This is a genomic window from Halomonas sp. HK25 (assembly GCF_047795635.1).
In the GTDB taxonomy this organism is placed as follows: Bacteria; Pseudomonadota; Gammaproteobacteria; order Pseudomonadales; family Halomonadaceae; genus Halomonas.
On record NZ_CP181044.1, the window covers coordinates 1,638,722 to 1,655,491 of the forward strand.

Below are 16,770 nucleotides of genomic sequence, written 5' to 3' on the forward strand. Positions count from 1 at the left end.
TGGCCAGGCTCACTCCTGTTCCAGGTCCTCGCGGGTGTAGCGCACATCATTGGCGGCCTGAATGGTACGAATGACCTGCCAGTTGTCCTGGTAGTTGATGGGGATGAACTTCTCGACGCCCTCGAATTCGTCGCCGAGCGCCGTGCCGACGAAATCGAAGCTGAAGAAAGCGTCCTTGATCTTCTCGGCCAGGTCGGGATGCAGGTTGTGGGCGTAGTTGTAGGAGGTGGTGGGGAAGGCATCGGTTTCGTAGAGGATCTTGACGTCCTCTTCGTCATAGAGGCCGCGGGCCGCCATGCGCTCGACCACCTCGGAGGCCACCGGGGCCGCGTCGTAGTCGCGCGCCACCACGCCGAGCATCGACTGGTCGTGGCTGCCGGAATAGACGACCTCGTAGTCCTCGTCGGGGGCGATGCCGAGCTCGGGGAAGAGCGCCCGCGGGGCCAGGTTGCCGGAGTTGGAGGTCGGCGAGGTATGCGCCACCCGCTTGCCCTTGAGGTCCTCGATGTCGTCGATGCCGGAATCGACGTGGGTATAGAGCTGCAGGGTGTAGCCGAACTGGCCGTCGTCGGAGCCCATCAACGCGAAGGGCACGGCGCCGGCCAGGTTGACGGCGAAGGGCGTCGGGCCTGTCGAGAAACCGGCGATATGCAGGCGACCGCTGCGCATGGCCTCGACCTGGGCGGCGTTGGACTGCACGGCGAAGAAGCGCACGTTGCGCTCTGTCACCTCTTCGAGGTGGTCGATGAACGGCTGCCAGATATCCGAGTAGATCGCCGGGTCTTCCACCGGTGTGTAGGCGAAAATCAGAGTGTCGGGGTTGGCCCACTGGGACTCGTCGGCGGGGAGGTCGGCCACCATGTCGCCGTCCTCGTCGCAGTAGATGGCGTCCAGGTCGCCGCGAGGGCAGTCGGCCAGTGCCGGCGCCGCCAGCAGCATCGACAGCGGCAGCAGGGCGAAGGCGGCCAGGGCGCCCCTTTTCGCTACCTCTCGTGAAACTGACCTTGACGTCTTTGTTGAAATCTCGGGAACGGTGCGCATGGCGTGCCTCTCGCTTGTTGTTGTTGAGTCTTGCTGATGAGTCGACATGGCGATGCTCGACATGCCCGACACTGGAGTGAGTGCATCCGAAAGATCGCAATTCAATCTAGGTTTTGTGACCAAGCGAAGTCAAACACTTTACCCAACCGGTCAGGTCGCCTCACGCCGCGCGCCGGCCCCCTTGATGGCGGCCTCCATGGGTGCCTGCTCGGAGCACGACGATGGCCCGGCGGTACCGTCTCATGACGGCGTCGTCGCCGCCTTCGTCGCCGCGGTCAGGGGAGCCGCCAGGTAGTCGGCGAGCCGCCGGCGGGCCGGCTCGTCGAGGCGTACGCCCAGCTTGGTGCGTCGCCAGAGGATGTCCTCGGCGGTGCAGGCCCACTCATTCGCCACCAGGTAGTCCACCTCGGCCTGGGTGAGGCCGGCGCCGAACGCCTCGCCGAGCGCCGCGGTGGATGCCTTGCCGTCCAGGAAGGCCAGGCAGAGCGTGCCGTAGCTCCTGGCGTAGCGGCGGGCCTGCCCCGGTTCGAGGAAGGGGTAGGTCGCCAGCAGGCGGGCGGCGAAGTCGTCCTGGCTGTCGATGTCTCCCCCCGGGAGCGGCGCCGTGGCGGTCCAGGCGCGCCCCATGCCGGGCAGGCAGGGGGCGAGGTCGGCCAGGGCCGCCTCGGCGAGCTTGCGGTAGGTGGTGATCTTGCCCCCGAACACGGAGAGAAGCGGGGCGCCGGAGGTGTCCAGCGCCAGGGTGTAGTCGCGGGTCATGGCGGAGGGGTCGGCCGACTCGTCGTCGCACAGCGGTCGCACGCCGGAGAAGGTATGAATCACGTCGTCCCGGGTGAGCCGGGTGCGGAAGTGGTCGTTGACCACCGACAGCAGGTAGGCGACCTCCTCGTCGCTCGCGGCTACCTCGGCCGGGTCGCCCTGATAGCGGCGATCGGTAGTGCCGACCAGGCTGTAGTCGTCCTCCCAGGGCAGCACGAAGACGATGCGGCGATCGGTGTGCTGCAGGATGTAGGCACGGTCGTCCTGATTCAGACGGGGCACCACCAGGTGGCTGCCCTGGATCATGCGGATAGCATAGCGGGAGTCGCGACCGGCCTGCTGGCGCAGGACCTGCTCGACCCAGGGGCCGGCGGCATTGACCAGGGACCGGGCGCGCCTGAAGAAGCGCTGGCCATTGCGGGTATCCTCTAGCTCGATCTCCCAGCGGTCGTTGACGTCCCGGGCGCCGATGCAGCGGGTCCGGACCATCACCTCGGCGCCATGGTCGCGGGCCTGAATCGCGTTGAGCACCACCAGGCGGGCGTCATCCACCCAGCAGTCGGAGTACTCGAATCCGCGGGAGATGTCCGGCTTGAGTCCCAGCGAGGCGTCGAGCCTGACCCCCTGCGAGACAGCTAGCCGGCTGCGTCGGCCCAGGTGGTCGTAGAGGAAGAGCCCGGTGCGGATCATCCAGGCCGGGCGCAAATGGGCGCGGTAGGGCAGGATGAAGCGCAACGGCCAGATGATGTGGGGCGCCTTGGCCAGTAGCACCTCGCGCTCGCGCAGGGCCTCGCCGACCAGGCGGAACTCGCGATGTTCCAGGTAGCGCAGCCCGCCGTGAATCAGCTTGCTGCTGGACGATGAGGTAGCGCTCGCCAGGTCACCCTGCTCGCAGAGCGCCACCGACAGCCCGCGGCCGGCGGCATCGTTGGCGATGCCCACGCCGTTGATGCCGCCGCCGATGACGAACAGGTCCAGCGGTGTCGCCGTGTCTAGCTGCTGCATGCCGGTCTCCTTGAGGGTGTCGCCCATCGAGTGTCGATAGCAGTTGGGGCTGGGCCTATGTCCATGATCGTGGAGATTTACGAAACCTGCGCGTAACTTGAACAACAAGAGCGGATGTTTGACGACGGGAGTCAGCATGACGGATTACCTGCTTGCCATCGACCAGGGTACCACCAGTTCACGGGCCATCCTTTTCGACCGGGACGGCGCGAGCGTGGCGTCTGCCCAGCGTGAATTCCCCCAGCATTTTCCCCATGACGGCTGGGTGGAGCACGACCCCGAGGCGATCTGGGAGAGTGTGCTGACAACCTGCCGGGAGGTCATCGAGCGGGCCGGCATCGGTCTCGACGCCATCATCGGGGTGGGCATCACCAACCAGCGCGAGACCACCCTGTTGTGGGACCGCAAGACCGGCGAGCCGCTCCATAACGCCATCGTCTGGCAGGACCGGCGCACCGCCGACGCCTGCCAGGCCTTGCGCGATTCCGGCCACCTGGAGACCGTGCAGGCGCGCACCGGCCTGCTGATCGACCCCTACTTCTCGGCCACCAAGCTGGCCTGGCTGCTTGATCACGTGGAGGACGCCCGGGAGCGTGCGGAGCGCGGTGAGCTGGCCTTCGGCACCGTGGATACCTTCCTGATCTGGCGTTTGACCGGCGGCCGGGTGCACGCCACCGATGCCACCAACGCCTCGCGCACCGCGCTGTTCAATATTCACGAGCAGCGCTGGGATCCGGTGCTGCTCGAGCTGTTCGACATCCCCGCGTCGCTGTTGCCCGAGGTGAAGGACTCCAGCGACGACTTCGGCGTGATCGACCCCGAATGGCTGGGCGGCGAGTTGCCCATCGCCGGGGTGGCCGGCGACCAACAGGCGGCGCTGGTCGGCCAGGCCTGCTTCTCGCCGGGCATGGGCAAGAGCACCTATGGCACCGGCTGCTTCATGATCGTCAACACCGGCGACAGCGCCGAGACCTCGCGCAATCGGCTGCTTACCACGGTGGCCTACCGGCTGAATGGCAGGCCCACCTACGCCATGGAGGGCAGCATTTTCGTGGCCGGGGCCACCGTGCAGTGGTTGCGCGATGGCCTGCAGCTGTTCGAGAGCGCCGCCGAGACCGAGGCCCTGGCGCGCCAGACCCGCGCGGGGCACAGCGTCTACCTGGTGCCGGCCTTCACCGGGCTGGGGGCGCCCCACTGGGACCCCAAGGCGCGCGGAGCGATCTTCGGCCTGACCCGGGACACCGGCATTGCCGAGATCGTGGCCGCCGGGCTGCAGGCGGTCTGCTACCAGACCCGCGACCTGCAGGTCTGCATGAGCGACGATATGGCCGCCGCGCCGGCCACCCTGCGCGTGGATGGCGGCATGGTGGCCAACAGCTGGGTGATGCAGTTTCTGGCCGACATGCTGGGGGTGGAGGTGGACCGGCCCACGGTGCTGGAGACCACGGCACTGGGAGCCGCCTACCTGGCCGGGCTGCGCCTGGGCTGGTACCGCGACCTCGACGAGATAGCGGAGCTCTGGCAGTGCGAGCGCCGCTTCACGCCGCAGATGCCGGAGGAGGAGCGTGAGCGGCTCTATCGCGGCTGGCTGGAGGCGGTGGAGCGGGTCAGGAGTGATCGCTGAAGGCTTGCAAAATCCGGCCCGATGGGTATGATATGCATCCGTTGCCGGGGCGATACGTGCCGGCAATCGATGCTGAAGCAGGACCATAGCTCAGTTGGTTAGAGCGCCACGTTGACATCGTGGAGGTCGGCGGTTCAAATCCGCCTGGTCCTACCAGCCTCGCATCATGTCACAGCAGGACCATAGCTCAGTTGGTTAGAGCGCCACGTTGACATCGTGGAGGTCGGCGGTTCAAATCCGCCTGGTCCTACCAGATTCCGAGTCGCCCCCGCAGCTCTGCTGCGGGGGCGACTTGCTGTGCGCGCCTGCTGGAAGCGCTGGCTAGCGGAGCTCCACGAGCTCGGTGCGGGCCATGAACACGCCGACCAGCGCCTCGATGCCGGCCTGGTCCTGCTCGCTGAAGCGCCCCGCCACGGGGCTGTCCAGGTCGAGCACGCCCCACAGGCGGTCATCGACCAGGATGGGCACCACCAGCTCGGCACGGGACGCCGCGTCGCAGGCGATATGATCGGCCACGGCGTGGACGTCATCGATGCGCTGGGTGCTGCGGGTGCGCGCCGCCGCGCCGCACACCCCCTTGGCGAAGGGGATGGGGTGGCAGGCGGGCTTGCCCTGGAAGGGGCCCAGGCCGAGCACCTCGGGCTCGCGCTGCAGGTAGAAACCCACCCAGTTCACCTCGGGGAGCTCCTGCATCAGGAAGGCGGCGGTCTGGGCGCTGTTGGTCAGCCAGTCGCGGGTGTCGAGCAGGGCTGCCAGCTGGCGGGCGAGCAGGGCATAGTCGGGGGTCATAGGGGTTATTCCCAGCCGGGCACCGCCGCCGGCCCGAACAGCTCGGCCGCCTTGGCCTTCACTTCCTCGGTCTGGTAGGCGGAGACCAGCTGCCGGATCGCCTCACGCTCCTCGTCGCCGCTGCGCACCACGATCAGGTTGACGTAGGGCGATTCCGGGCCCTCCTTGATCAGGGCGTCATACAGGCTCAGGCCGGCGGGCTGGGCGAAGGTGTTGTTGATGAACGCCATGTCCACGTCGGGGAGCACGCGGGGCAGCTGGGCGGCCTCGATCTCGCGAAAGCGGAAGTTGCGCGGATTCTCGGCGACGTTGAGCGGGGTGGCCTCGAGGTTTTCCGGGTCGTCGAGCTGGATCAGGCCCTCGTTGTGCATCAGGATCAGCGACCGTCCCTCATTGGAGGGGTCGTTGGGCAGGGCGATCTGGGCGCGTTCGGGCAGCTCATCGACGCTGGCGTACTTCTCGGAGTAGGCGCCGATGGGGTAGACGAAGGTGCGCCCGGCGATGGCGAAGTCGTAGCCGCGGTCGTTGACCATGGCCAGCATGTAGGGCTCGTGCTGGTAGGCGTTGGCATCCAGGCTGCCATCGGCCAGGGCGGCATTGGGGGTCACGTAGTCGGTGAATTCGATGATCTCGACGGTCAGGCCGTATTCACGCTGGGCGATCTCGGCGGCCACCTGCATCACGTCGGTCTCGGGGCCGGCCACGGTGCCGATCTTGATGCGGTGCTCATCGGCCATCGAGGTGCCGGCACCCAGCGCCAGGCTGGTAGTGAGCAGGGTACTGATCAATGTCTTGTGCATGGAATCTATCTCCAGTGATGATGAGTCGATAATAACGGAATAAAAAAAATTCTGTAAATAACCAAATGATATTTGTTGGCTGCAAAAGGGGGCTGATTTACGCAGCGAGCGAAGTCAGGCCGGTCGCCGCCGCAGCGCAGCTCCCGGAGTGTAGCCTGCTACATGAGGAGAGCGAGCAGCGCCGGCGGCCGGGATGTCGAGCGCAGCAGGAAATCAGTCCCCCCTTTACTTGTGGTCGCTCTTGCGGACCAAATAATCCCCCAGGCTCTGGAAACCCTGCACCATCACCACCAGGATGGCCACGGTGATCAGCATGACGGTGGGGTTGAAACGGTTGTAGCCGTAGCGGATGCCGAGATCGCCCAGGCCCCCGCCACCCACCGCGCCGGCCATGGCCGAGTAGCTCACCAGAGTCACCACGGTGACGGTCATGGCGGTGAAGATACCGCCGCGGGCCTCGGGCAGCAGTACCCGGCTGATGATCTGCCACGGGGTGGCACCCATGGACTGGGCGGCCTCGACCAGGCCCGGATTGATCTCGTTGAGCGCGCCCTCCACCAGGCGGGCGATGAAGGGGATGGCGGCGATGGTCAGCGGCACCGCGGCGGCGTTGGTGCCGATGGAGGTGCCCACCAGCATGCGGGTGAAGGGAATGATCGCCACCATCAGGATGATAAAGGGGATCGAGCGGCCGATATTGGTGACGATGCCGAGCACGCCGTTCACCGCCGGCTGGGCCAGCACCTGGCCGGGGCGGGTCACGTAGAGCAGCACCCCCAGCGGGATACCCACCAGGGCCGAGAGCACGCCGGAGATGGCCACCATATAGAGGGTGTCCAGGGTGGCCCGCAGGATCAGGTCAATCATCGCGCTGGACATGGCCGAGCACCTCCACATGCAGATCATGGGATTCGAGATAGTCGATGGCCTCGCGGGTCTTCGCTGGTGGGCCCATCAGTTCGGCGATCATCAGCCCCAGGGTGCGCTCCTGGATCGATTCCACCTTGGCCTGCAGGATGCTGACGTCGACGCCGCACTCCCGGGCCAGCCGCGAGATCAGCGGGGTGGACACGGCGTCCCCCGAGAAGGCCAGGCGCACCACCGGGTGGGTGTGTTCCCCGGGCGTCGCCTCCAGGCGCTCGAACAGCGTCCTGGGCGGTTCCAGCTGAAGGAAGTCGTTGAGGAACTCGCGCCCCAGCTGCGTCTTGGGCGCGGTGAAGAAGTCGCCGACATCGGCCTCTTCCACCAGTTCGCCGTCGGAGATCAGGCTGACCCGATGGCAGATCGACTTGACCACTTCCATCTCGTGGGTGATCAGCAGGATGGTCAGGCCGAGCTGGTGGTTGATGTCACGTAGCAGCGCCAGGATCGAGCCGGTGGTCTGGGGGTCCAGCGCCGAGGTGGCCTCATCGCACAGCAGTACCTTGGGGCGGCTGGCCAGTGCCCGGGCGATGGCCACGCGTTGCTTCTGGCCGCCGGAGAGCTGGGCCGGGTACTGGGTGGTCTTGTCGGACAGCCCGACGAGCTCCAGCAGCGGCGTGACCCGCTCGCGGATCTCGGCACGCTTCATGCCCATCAGCTCCAGTGGCAGCGCCACGTTGGCGAACACCGTGCGGTTGGTCAGCAGGTTGAAGTGCTGGAAGATCATGCCGATGCGATGACGCGCCTGATTGAGCGTCTGGCGCGACAGCCCGGTGAGCTCCTGGCCGTCCACGCTGACGCTGCCGGTGGTGGGGCGCTCGAGCAGGTTGATGCAGCGGATCAGGGTCGACTTGCCCGCCCCGGAGAGGCCGATCACGCCGTGGATCTGACCGGCGGGCACGTGAAAGTCGATGTCTTTCAGCGCCTGGACGGTCTTTGGTCCGCTGCCTTTCCGGCCTTTGAGGGCGTAGGTCTTGGATACGTTATGGAGTCGGATCATGGAAGCACCGCAAGCGGGGCGCCGGGGCGGGCGGTGCAGGGCAGGGCACAAAAAAAGCCACCCTTGCGGGGTGGCCATCAACGCTGGACACACCCTTTTAGCTGCACTTCACGCCTCGGCCGCTCCGAAGAGCGCGCCGCCGCGTGGGCGCCCGCAAGCCGGGGTCAAATCGGCGCCATTCAATGTAGCCGGCAAGATTAGGTGCGGCGGCCGTGGCTGTCAATCACCGCGGGCGTTGTTGTGGCCAAGCGGTATTGGTAGCAGAGTGATTTTCTTCATATCCGCAATAAACAGGTGAAAACCCTGGAGTGAAAGGCGTCGTCGTGGACGCGACAGGGGAGAGTTCTCTACACTCGTGACCCTTGGCCCCGTTCGGGGCTAACCCGCAGTCGAGGAGACGCCATGTTCACCGGTATCGTGCAGGGCACCGCCAAGGTGGTCGCGATTGAAGAGGCAGAGCTATTCCGCACCCATGTCATCGCCCTGCCCAAGGCCCTGCGCCAGGGTCTGGAGATCGGAGCCTCGGTGGCCCACAACGGCGTCTGCCTGACGGTGACGGCCATCGAGGGCAAGCGGGTCAGCTTCGACCTGATGCGAGAGACGCTGCGGATGACCAACCTTGGTGCAGTGACGGTGGGAAGTCGCGTCAATATCGAGCGCGCCGCGCGCTTCGGCGATGAGATCGGTGGGCACGCGATGTCCGGCCACGTGATGGCCGTGGCTGAGCTGGTGGAGCTCGACGAGGCGCCCAACAATCGCCGCCTGTGGTTCGAGCTGCCCCACGCCCTGGGCCGCTTCCTGTTCGACAAGGGCTATATCGGCGTCGACGGCATCAGCCTGACCATCGGCGAAGTGCGACCGGCCGGCGCCACCCACGGGCCGCGCTTCTGCGTCAATCTGATCCCCGAGACCCTGGCGCGCACCACCCTGGTGGACCGGGTGCCCGGCGATCACGTCAATATCGAGATCGACCCCCAGACCCAGGCCATCGTCGAGACCGTGGAGCGGGTCCTGGCGGCGCGCGGCGTCTGAGCGTCGGGAGGGGTTGACCACTTCGTCAAGTCTGCGTTGGCAGTGCGGCTGGCGCATGGCCCGCATGTTGCTTATACAAGGCCAAGCGGCGGCCCGTGTGCGTCTCGCATCCCGCAGGAGATGTGAGTAACATAGGCGGCTTTTCTCGCATCCCCAGGACCATTGCAACGTCCACGCGCAGGAACGAGCCTCATGCTGAAACGCCTGATCGACAACCAGTTCAAGCTGGCCGAGCACAACACCAACGTGAAGACCGAGGTCATCGCCGGGATCACCACCTTCCTGACCATGGCCTACATCATCTTCGTCAACCCCAGCATCCTCTCCGAGGCGGGCATGGACTATGGCGCGGTCTTCGTCGCCACCTGTCTGGCCGCCGCCATCGGTTGTCTGATCATGGGGCTGTGGGCCAACTACCCGATCGCTCAGGCCCCGGGTATGGGCCTCAACGCCTTCTTCACCTACGGCGTGGTACTGGGCATGGGCTACACCTGGGAGGCGGCGCTCGGCGCGGTCTTCTTCTCGGGCTTCTGCTTTTTCCTGCTCAGCATCTTCAAGGTGCGCGAGTGGATCATCAATTCGATTCCGCTCTCCCTGCGGCTGGGGATCGCCGCCGGTATCGGCCTGTTCCTGGCGATGATCGCCCTGAAGAACGCCGGTATCGTGGTCGCCAACCCGGCCACCTATGTCGCCCTGGGGGACCTCTCTCAGCCGCCCGCCATCTACGCACTGCTCGGCTTCTTCGTCATCACTGCGCTGGCCTACCTGAAGGTCACCGGGGCGGTGATGATCGGGATCCTCGGCATCACCGTGATCGCCATGCTGCTGGGCCACAACGAGTACGGCGGCCTGATGTCCATGCCGCCCTCCATCGCGCCCACCTTCATGGCGCTGGACCTGTGGGGCGCGCTGGACATCGCCATGCTCAGCGTGATCTTCGCCTTCCTGTTCGTCGACCTCTTCGACACCTCCGGTACCCTGGTGGGCGTGGCCCATCGCGGAAAGCTGCTCGACAAGGATGGCAAGTTGCCGCGTCTGGGGCGTGCCATGATGGCCGACAGCGGCGCCTCCATGGCGGGCGCAGTGCTCGGCACCTCGACCACCACCAGCTACATCGAGTCCACTGCGGGCATCGTCTCCGGCGGGCGCACCGGCCTGACCGCCGTGGTGGTGGCGGCACTGTTCCTGATCAGCCTGTTCTTCGCGCCGCTGGCAGGCTCGATTCCCGCCTACGCCACCGCCGGGGCGCTGCTCTACGTGGCGGTGCTGATGGCCGGCAGCCTGGCCCATGCCAACTGGGAAGATCCCACCGATGCCGCCCCGGTGCTGATCGCCGCCCTGGCCATGCCGCTCACCTTCTCCATCGCCGAGGGCATCGCACTGGGCTTCATCAGCTACGCTGCCATCAAGACGCTCTCCGGCCGCTTCAAGGACCTGAACCCGGCGGTGATCGTGCTGGCGCTGCTGTTCGCGACCAAGTTCCTGTTCCTCGACTGATCCAACGATTGCACCCACTCACCGAGACCCGAATCGATGAGCATCTACGGCGACTACATCAAGTCCGTGATCCGCACCGTCCCCGACTGGCCGCAGCCGGGTGTCAACTTCCGTGACATCACGCCGCTGCTGCAGAACAGCGCGGCCTTCCGCAAGCTGATCGACAGCTTCGTGCACCGCTACCAGGAGATGGACCTCGACGCCATCGCCGCCATCGACGCCCGCGGCTTCATCGTCGGCGCGCCGCTGGCCTACGAGCTGGGCTGCAGCTTCGTGCCGGTGCGCAAGAAGGGCAAGCTGCCGTTCCGTACCATCAGCGAGACCTACACCCTGGAGTACGGCGAGGCCGAGGTGGAGCTTCACTCCGATGCCTTCCGCGAAGGGGATCGCATCCTGATCGTCGATGACTTGATCGCCACCGGTGGCACCATGCTGGCCGCCGCCAAGTTGATCACCCGCAGCGGCGGCCAGGTGGTGGAGACTGCCACCATTGTCGACCTGCCGGACCTCGGCGGTTCCAGGCGCATCCATGAGGCGGGCTACAACGTCTTCGCCGTCTGTTCCTTCACCGAGGACGAGTGACCCCATGAGCAGCAACCGCTACCACAAGCACTTCACCGTCTCCTGGGATCAGCTGCATCGCGACGTGCGCGAGCTCTGCCACCAGCTGGTGGAGCGCGACTTCAAGGGCATCGTCGCCATCACCCGCGGTGGGCTGATCCCCGCGGCGCTGATCGCCCGCGAGCTCAATGTGCGCCTGATCGATACCGTCTGCATCAGGAGCTATGACCACATGGACCAGGGCGGTCTCGACGTCATGAAGGGCGTCGACCACGATGGCGACGGCTGGCTGCTGGTGGACGACCTGGTGGATACCGGCAAGACCGCCCGCAAGGTGCGCGAGCTGCTGCCCAAGGCGCACTTCGTCACCGTCTATGCCAAGCCCGAAGGCAAGCCGCTGGTGGACCAGTACCTCACCGAGGTGGCCCAGGACTGCTGGATCCAGTTCCCCTGGGATATGGGCGTGGCCTACGTCGAGCCGCTGGTCGATCAGGCGAAGCGCTGACCCATGGTCTATCCGCTTTCCGACAGCTGGCAGCGGTGGCTGGGCACCGAGTTCGAGGCGCCCTACATGCAGGCGCTGCGCGACTTCCTGGCCGCCGAGAAGGCCGCCAGGAAGGTCATCTATCCGCACTCGGCGGACTGGTTCCGCGCCTTCGATCTGACGCCGCTGGACCGGGTCAAGGTGGTGATCCTCGGGCAGGATCCCTACCACGGGCCGAACCAGGCCCATGGCCTCTGCTTCTCGGTGCGCCCCGGCGTTCGTGTCCCCCCGTCACTGGTCAATATCTACAAGGAGCTGCAGGCGGACGTGGGCTTCAGGCCGGTGGACCACGGCAACCTCGAGCACTGGGCGCGCCAGGGGGTGCTGCTGCTCAACACCTCGCTGACGGTGGAGCAGGGCAATGCCGGCTCTCACCGCGGCCGCGGCTGGGAGACCTTCACCGACCGCGCCATCGCCGCGGTGAGCGAGCATGCCGAGCCCACGGTGTTCCTGCTGTGGGGCAGCCATGCCCGTGAGAAGAAGGCGCTGATCGAACCGTCTCGCCATCTGGTGCTGGAGTCGCCGCATCCCTCACCGCTGTCGGCGCATCGCGGCTTCTTCGGAAACCACCACTTCTCCCGGGCCAATGCCTTCCTGGTGGAGCAGGGTCGCACGCCCATCGACTGGCAGCTCCCGGAGATGCCCTAAACCCGGTGTCGGGGAACAGCACAAGGCGAGGTGCGCCGGAGACCTGCCCCCGGACAAGCAGCGTGGCTTAACCTCAACGCGGGAACTGGGTAGAATGGCTCGCAATTTGCCGGCCGGGTCCATGCGACCAAGGTCGGCATCCAATTCTCCACCGCCCCCTTTCCCCGTCGCCACCGTGAAGAGGTCTCCCATGAGCGTCCACGCCATCCAGCATCCCTTGGTCCAGCACAAGCTGGGCCTGATGCGCGAAGCCGGCATCAGCACCAAGAGTTTCCGTGAGCTGGCCGGGGAACTGGCCAAGTTGTTGACCTACGAGGCGACCCAGGACCTGGAGCTCGAGACCCAGGAGATCGATGGCTGGAGCGGCAACAAGATCCCGGTCCAGCTGCTCAAGGGCAAGAAGGTCACCATCGTGCCGATCCTGCGCGCCGGGCTCGGCATGCTCGACGGCGTCACCGACCTGATCCCCAGCGCCCGGATCAGCGTGGTGGGGCTCTATCGCGACGAGGAGACCCTGGAGCCGGTGCCTTACTTCGCCAAGTTCGCCAATGATCTCGACGAGCGCCTGGCCATCGTCATCGACCCCATGCTGGCCACCGGTGGCACCATGGTGGCGACGCTGGACATGCTGCGCGAGCGCGGCTGCCAGCATATGAAGGTGATCGTGCTGGTGGCGGCCCCCGAAGGCATCAAGCGCGTGCAGGACGCCTACCCTGATATCGAGATCTACACCGCCGGGGTGGACGACCACCTCGACGATCACGGCTATATCGTGCCCGGCCTGGGTGATGCCGGGGACAAGATCTTCGGTACCCGCTGATTTGTTGCGATGGCTACCGTCACCTTCCTCTGTCACATGCGCCCCTGAGATCCCGCTCCAGGGGCGTTTTTCTGGAGACCTGCCATGACCGACCAGACGTCGGCCGTCCCCGCGGCGGCCGAGGCCCCCTTGAAGACCCTGCTCACCGGGGCCCAGATGCTCTTCGTCGCCTTCGGCGCCCTGGTGCTGGTGCCGCTGCTCACCGGGCTGGACCCCAGCGTGGCGCTGTTCACCGCCGGCGTGGGAACCCTGGTGTTCCACGGCATCACCGGCGTTACCGTGCCGGTGTTCCTGGCCTCGTCGTTCGCCTTTATCGCGCCGATCCAGGGCTCGGTGGCCAACTTCGGGATCCCCGCCACCATGGGTGGCCTGATGGCCGCGGGCTTCGTCTATGTGGCGATCTCCCAGGCGGTGCGCCTCAAGGGCACTGCCTGGCTGCATCGGCTGCTGCCGGCGGTGGTGGTGGGGCCGGTGATCATGGTGATCGGGCTGGCCCTGGCGCCGGTGGCGGTGAGCATGGCGACCGGCGAGACCAGCGACCACATCGGCTACGCCCCGGCGATCTTCCTCTCCATGACCAGCCTGCTGGTCACCCTGGTCCTGGCGGTGTTCGGCCGCGGCATCGTGCGCCTGATCCCGATCATGGGCGGCATCGTCACCGGCTATGTGCTGGCACTGATGATGGGCATGGTGGATTTCACGCCGGTACACGAGGCGGCCTGGCTGTCGATCCCTGCGTTCACCGCGCCGAGCTTCCACTGGGCGGCGATCCTGTTCATGATCCCGGTGGCCATCGCCCCGGCGGTGGAGCATATCGGTGACATGGTCGCCATCGGCTCTGTGACCCGCAAGAACTACCTGGAGAAGCCCGGCCTGCATCGCACCCTGCTGGGTGACGGCCTCGCCACCACCACCGCAGCACTGTTCGGTGGCCCGCCCAACACCACCTATTCCGAGGTGACCGGGGCGGTCACCCTGACCCGTGCCTTCAATCCGATGTACATGGTGGTGGCGGCCTGTCTCGCCGTCGGCCTGGCCTTCGTGGCCAAGCTCGGCGCGCTGCTGCAGACCATTCCGGGCCCGGTGATGGGCGGCATCATGACCCTGCTGTTCGGCTCCATCGCCGTGGTGGGCATGAACACCCTGGTACGCGCCGGCCATTCGCTGACTGCGCCGCGTAATCTGGTGGTGATCTCGCTGATCCTGGTGTTCGGCATCGGCGGCATGCAGTTCGGCGGCGGCCAGTTCACCCTGCAGGGCGTCAGCCTCGCCGCCCTGGTGGGCATCGTGCTCAACTGGGTGCTGCCCCGCGCCGAAGAAGACGAGTAGTCAGTCCCGATAGCGGCGGGTCAGGTCCCCGTAGGCGTCGATGCGGCGGTCCCGGCAGCTAGAGAGCGGTCAGATCCGCCGCAGGCGGCTCAGTCCCGATAGCGGCGGGTGAGATCCCCATAGGCATCGATGCGGCGGTCTCGTAGATACGGCCATATTCGCCGCACGTCCTCGCCGCGCTCCATGTCCAGGGTCACCAGCAGACGCTCGGCCTGCACCCCGGCGTGGGCCAGCAGTTCCCCCTGGGGCCCGGCGATGAAGCTGCCGCCCCAGAAGTCGATGCCGCGACCGACCTCGGAGTGGTCCGGTTCGTGGCCGACCCGGTTGGCGACAATCACCGGCACGCCGTTGGCCACCGCGTGGCTGCGCTGGATCAGCGTCCAGGCGTCCTTCTGGCGGGCCTTCTCGGCGTCGTCGTCGGCCGGGTCCCAGCCGATGGCGGTGGGGTAGAGCAGCAGCTCCGCCCCGGCCAGCGCCATCAGGCGTGCCGCCTCCGGGTACCACTGGTCCCAGCACACCAGCAGCCCAAGCCGGCCCAGCGAGGTGTCGATGGGCTGGAAGCCCTGGCCGCGGGCGTCGTCGGCATCCCCGGGGGTGAAGTAGAACTTCTCGTAGAAACCTGGATCGTCGGGGATATGCATCTTGCGGTAGTGGCCCACGGCGCCAAGCTTGCGGTCGTAGACCACCGCGGTGTTGTGGTAGAGCCCCGGCGCACGGCGCTCGAACAGCGAGCCTACCAGCACGATGTCGAGCTCGGCGGCGAGCGCCGCCAGGCGCGTGCCGGTGGGGCCGTCCAGGGGCTCGGCCAGGTCGAACAGCTCGGTGTCCTCGTACTGGCAGAAGTAGTGGGTGGCGTGCAGCTCCTGCAGCATGACCAGCTCGGCGCCGGCGGCGGCCAGCTCGCGGATGCCGGCCTCGCTCTCGGCCAGGCTCCTGGCCTTGTCGGGCCAGGCGGGCTGCTGGACCAGGCCGACCTTCAGATGGCGGGGCATGATAAAGCCTCCTCGGTTGTTCAGTGTCCGAGGCTATCCGGCGACAGTCTCCTTCCCCTCTGCGGACTATCGCCGGCGCCTCTTGACTCAGGTGAGTGTTGCCAGGCTGCCCTGGGGCAGCTGCATGGTCAGGCAGTGCAGGCTGCCGTGCTGGCGGATCACGCTCAGGCAGTCGATCGGAATGATATCCCGCCCCGGGAAGGCGCCGGCCAGGGCGGTGAGGGCCCGGGTATCGGCGGCGTCACCATAGACCGGCACCAGCACGGCACCGTTGATGATCAGGAAGTTGGCATAGGTGGCCGGCAGGCGGTGGCCGTCCACCGGGTCGAAGCAGGGGCGCGGCCAGGGCAGCGGCACCAGCCGGTAGGGCTCGCCATCACGGCGGCGCAGCGCTTTTAGCTCCGACTCCATGGCGGCCAGCGCCGGATAGTGGGGGTCGCTCTCGTCGTCGCAGCGCACGTAGGCGATGGTGGCCGGGTCGCAGAAGCGCGCCAGGGTGTCCACATGGCTGTCGGTGTCGTCGCCCTCCAGCTGGCCGTTGGTCAGCCACAGCACCCGGGTCACGCCGAAGTCCTCGTGCAGCCAGTTCTCCACCGCCTTTCGGTCGAGGCCGGGGTTGCGGTTGGGGTTGAGCAGGCACGCCTCGGTGGTCAGCAGGGTGCCGGCGCCGTCGCTCTCGATGGCGCCGCCCTCCAGCACCAGGCCGCGCTCGCTCACCGGGCAGGCGTAGACGCCGGCATCAACCAGGCGGCGGCTCAGGGTGTTGTCCCGTGCGGCGGGAAACTTGCCGCCCCAGCCGGTGAAGACGTAGTCGTGCAGGCGCAACTGGCCGTTTTCTTCCACCGCCAGCGGGCCGTGGTCTCGGGTCCAGGTGTCGTCGGCGGGTGCCACCACCAGATGCAGGCGCTTGTCCGGCACGCCCAGCCGGGCGAAACGGCCGGCCAGATGGGTGCGGGTGGCGGTGTCGGGCACGCTGACCAGCACATCCTGATAGCGGGCGATGGCCACCACCATGGCCTCCAGGGTGGCCTCGATGCGCTCGAGCAGCGGCGCCCAGTCGCTCTCTGGGCCGGGCCAGGTGAGCTGGACGGCATCCTGAGGATGCCATTCGGGAAGCAGGCGTTTGGCCATGGTCACAGAAAGCCCCGTTGGGTGGATCGGTGGATCAGGTCGCGAATGTAGGCATCAATGCACAACGATGCAAGTGGCACCGGTGCGGGTATCGCCCCTGCCGGATGCAGGCTTCGATGATAGTATTGGTTATTTTGAGGGGGAGTGTCGCTGACCAATCTGTCGCCTCCACCAAGGAGCCCCATGCCCTCGTTGACTCGTTCACTCTTGCCCTTCGCTATGGCGCTGCCGGTCAGCGACAGTTCCGATGTGAACGCCTTCCATGGTCGGGTCCGCG

16 protein-coding genes and 2 tRNA genes are annotated in these 16,770 nt (G+C 66.6%); 10 read left to right on the top strand and 8 right to left on the bottom strand.

Translation table 11 applies throughout. The annotated features are described in order from the left end of the window. Positions 1-9: 9 nt before the first annotated feature. Both phnD and glpD read right to left on the bottom strand, forming a co-directional pair. Positions 10-939, bottom strand: a complete 930-nt coding sequence (gene phnD, locus ACM26W_RS07870) for a phosphate/phosphite/phosphonate ABC transporter substrate-binding protein (RefSeq protein WP_416140843.1) — start codon at positions 937-939, stop codon at positions 10-12. 342 nt (positions 940-1,281) lie between these two features. Beyond that, positions 1,282-2,805 (bottom strand): glycerol-3-phosphate dehydrogenase, encoded by a 1,524-nt coding sequence (glpD, locus tag ACM26W_RS07875; RefSeq protein WP_416140275.1) that lies wholly within the window; start codon positions 2,803-2,805, stop codon positions 1,282-1,284. 136 nt (positions 2,806-2,941) lie between these two features. Here glpD and glpK point away from each other — a divergent pair, with 136 nt between their 5' ends. The 3 genes from glpK (at position 2,942) to ACM26W_RS07890 (ending at position 4,682) form a co-directional block, all read left to right on the top strand. After that, positions 2,942-4,429, top strand: a complete 1,488-nt coding sequence (gene glpK / locus ACM26W_RS07880; RefSeq protein WP_416140276.1) for a glycerol kinase GlpK — start codon at positions 2,942-2,944, stop codon at positions 4,427-4,429. A gap of 79 nt (positions 4,430-4,508) precedes the next feature. Further along, a tRNA-Val gene (locus ACM26W_RS07885) sits at positions 4,509-4,585 on the top strand. Between the two features lie 20 nt (positions 4,586-4,605). Beyond that, positions 4,606-4,682 (top strand) — tRNA-Val (locus ACM26W_RS07890). A 68-nt stretch (positions 4,683-4,750) separates the two neighbouring features. Here the strand turns inward: ACM26W_RS07890 and ACM26W_RS07895 are convergent. The 4 genes from ACM26W_RS07895 to ACM26W_RS07910 form a co-directional block, all read right to left on the bottom strand. Beyond that, complete coding sequence (locus tag ACM26W_RS07895) at positions 4,751-5,218, bottom strand: GAF domain-containing protein (protein WP_416140277.1); 468 nt, start codon at positions 5,216-5,218, stop codon at positions 4,751-4,753. A 5-nt stretch (positions 5,219-5,223) separates the two neighbouring features. Then, the gene (locus ACM26W_RS07900; protein ID WP_416140278.1) at positions 5,224-6,018 is read right to left on the bottom strand and encodes a MetQ/NlpA family ABC transporter substrate-binding protein; all 795 of its coding nucleotides are present in this window, start codon (positions 6,016-6,018) and stop codon (positions 5,224-5,226) included. Positions 6,019-6,243: 225 nt separating this feature from the next. After that, on the bottom strand, positions 6,244-6,897 hold the full coding sequence (locus ACM26W_RS07905; RefSeq protein WP_416140279.1) for a methionine ABC transporter permease: 654 nt from the start codon (positions 6,895-6,897) through the stop codon (positions 6,244-6,246). Further along, positions 6,878-7,939 carry a methionine ABC transporter ATP-binding protein gene (locus tag ACM26W_RS07910; protein ID WP_416140280.1) on the bottom strand — a complete coding sequence of 354 codons (1,062 nt, stop codon included), beginning with the start codon at positions 7,937-7,939 and terminating at the stop codon, positions 6,878-6,880. The genes ACM26W_RS07905 and ACM26W_RS07910 overlap by 20 nt, the downstream gene beginning before the upstream one ends. Positions 7,940-8,341: 402 nt before the next feature. Here ACM26W_RS07910 and ACM26W_RS07915 point away from each other — a divergent pair, with 402 nt between their 5' ends. The 7 genes from ACM26W_RS07915 to ACM26W_RS07945 all read left to right on the top strand — a co-directional run bounded on the left by ACM26W_RS07915 (position 8,342) and on the right by ACM26W_RS07945 (position 14,370). After that, positions 8,342-8,971, top strand: coding sequence for a riboflavin synthase subunit alpha (locus tag ACM26W_RS07915; RefSeq protein ID WP_416140281.1), 630 nt, complete (start codon positions 8,342-8,344; stop codon positions 8,969-8,971). A 192-nt stretch (positions 8,972-9,163) separates the two neighbouring features. Next, positions 9,164-10,468: an NCS2 family permease gene (locus ACM26W_RS07920; protein WP_416140282.1), complete on the top strand. Its 1,305-nt coding sequence runs from the start codon at positions 9,164-9,166 to the stop codon at positions 10,466-10,468. 36 nt (positions 10,469-10,504) lie between these two features. Further along, on the top strand, positions 10,505-11,050 hold the full coding sequence (locus ACM26W_RS07925) for an adenine phosphoribosyltransferase (protein ID WP_416140283.1): 546 nt from the start codon (positions 10,505-10,507) through the stop codon (positions 11,048-11,050). A 4-nt stretch (positions 11,051-11,054) separates the two neighbouring features. Continuing rightward, entirely contained in the window at positions 11,055-11,534 is a 480-nt protein-coding gene (gene gpt / locus ACM26W_RS07930) for a xanthine phosphoribosyltransferase (RefSeq protein WP_416140284.1), read from the top strand. A gap of 3 nt (positions 11,535-11,537) precedes the next feature. Further along, a complete protein-coding gene (gene ung / locus ACM26W_RS07935) occupies positions 11,538-12,221 on the top strand; it encodes a uracil-DNA glycosylase (protein ID WP_416140285.1) in 684 nt (227 codons plus the stop codon). 190 nt (positions 12,222-12,411) lie between these two features. After that, positions 12,412-13,041, top strand: coding sequence for a uracil phosphoribosyltransferase (upp, locus tag ACM26W_RS07940; RefSeq protein WP_416140286.1), 630 nt, complete (start codon positions 12,412-12,414; stop codon positions 13,039-13,041). 84 nt (positions 13,042-13,125) lie between these two features. Continuing rightward, a complete protein-coding gene (locus tag ACM26W_RS07945) occupies positions 13,126-14,370 on the top strand; it encodes a uracil-xanthine permease family protein (RefSeq protein ID WP_416140287.1) in 1,245 nt (414 codons plus the stop codon). A gap of 89 nt (positions 14,371-14,459) precedes the next feature. Here the strand turns inward: ACM26W_RS07945 and ACM26W_RS07950 are convergent, their stop codons facing one another. Together ACM26W_RS07950 and ACM26W_RS07955 are read right to left on the bottom strand one after the other, a co-directional pair. Next, a complete protein-coding gene (locus ACM26W_RS07950) occupies positions 14,460-15,362 on the bottom strand; it encodes a carbon-nitrogen hydrolase (RefSeq protein ID WP_416140288.1) in 903 nt (300 codons plus the stop codon). 87 nt (positions 15,363-15,449) lie between these two features. After that, entirely contained in the window at positions 15,450-16,493 is a 1,044-nt protein-coding gene (locus ACM26W_RS07955; RefSeq protein WP_416140289.1) for an agmatine deiminase family protein, read from the bottom strand. Positions 16,494-16,770 lie beyond the last annotated feature (277 nt).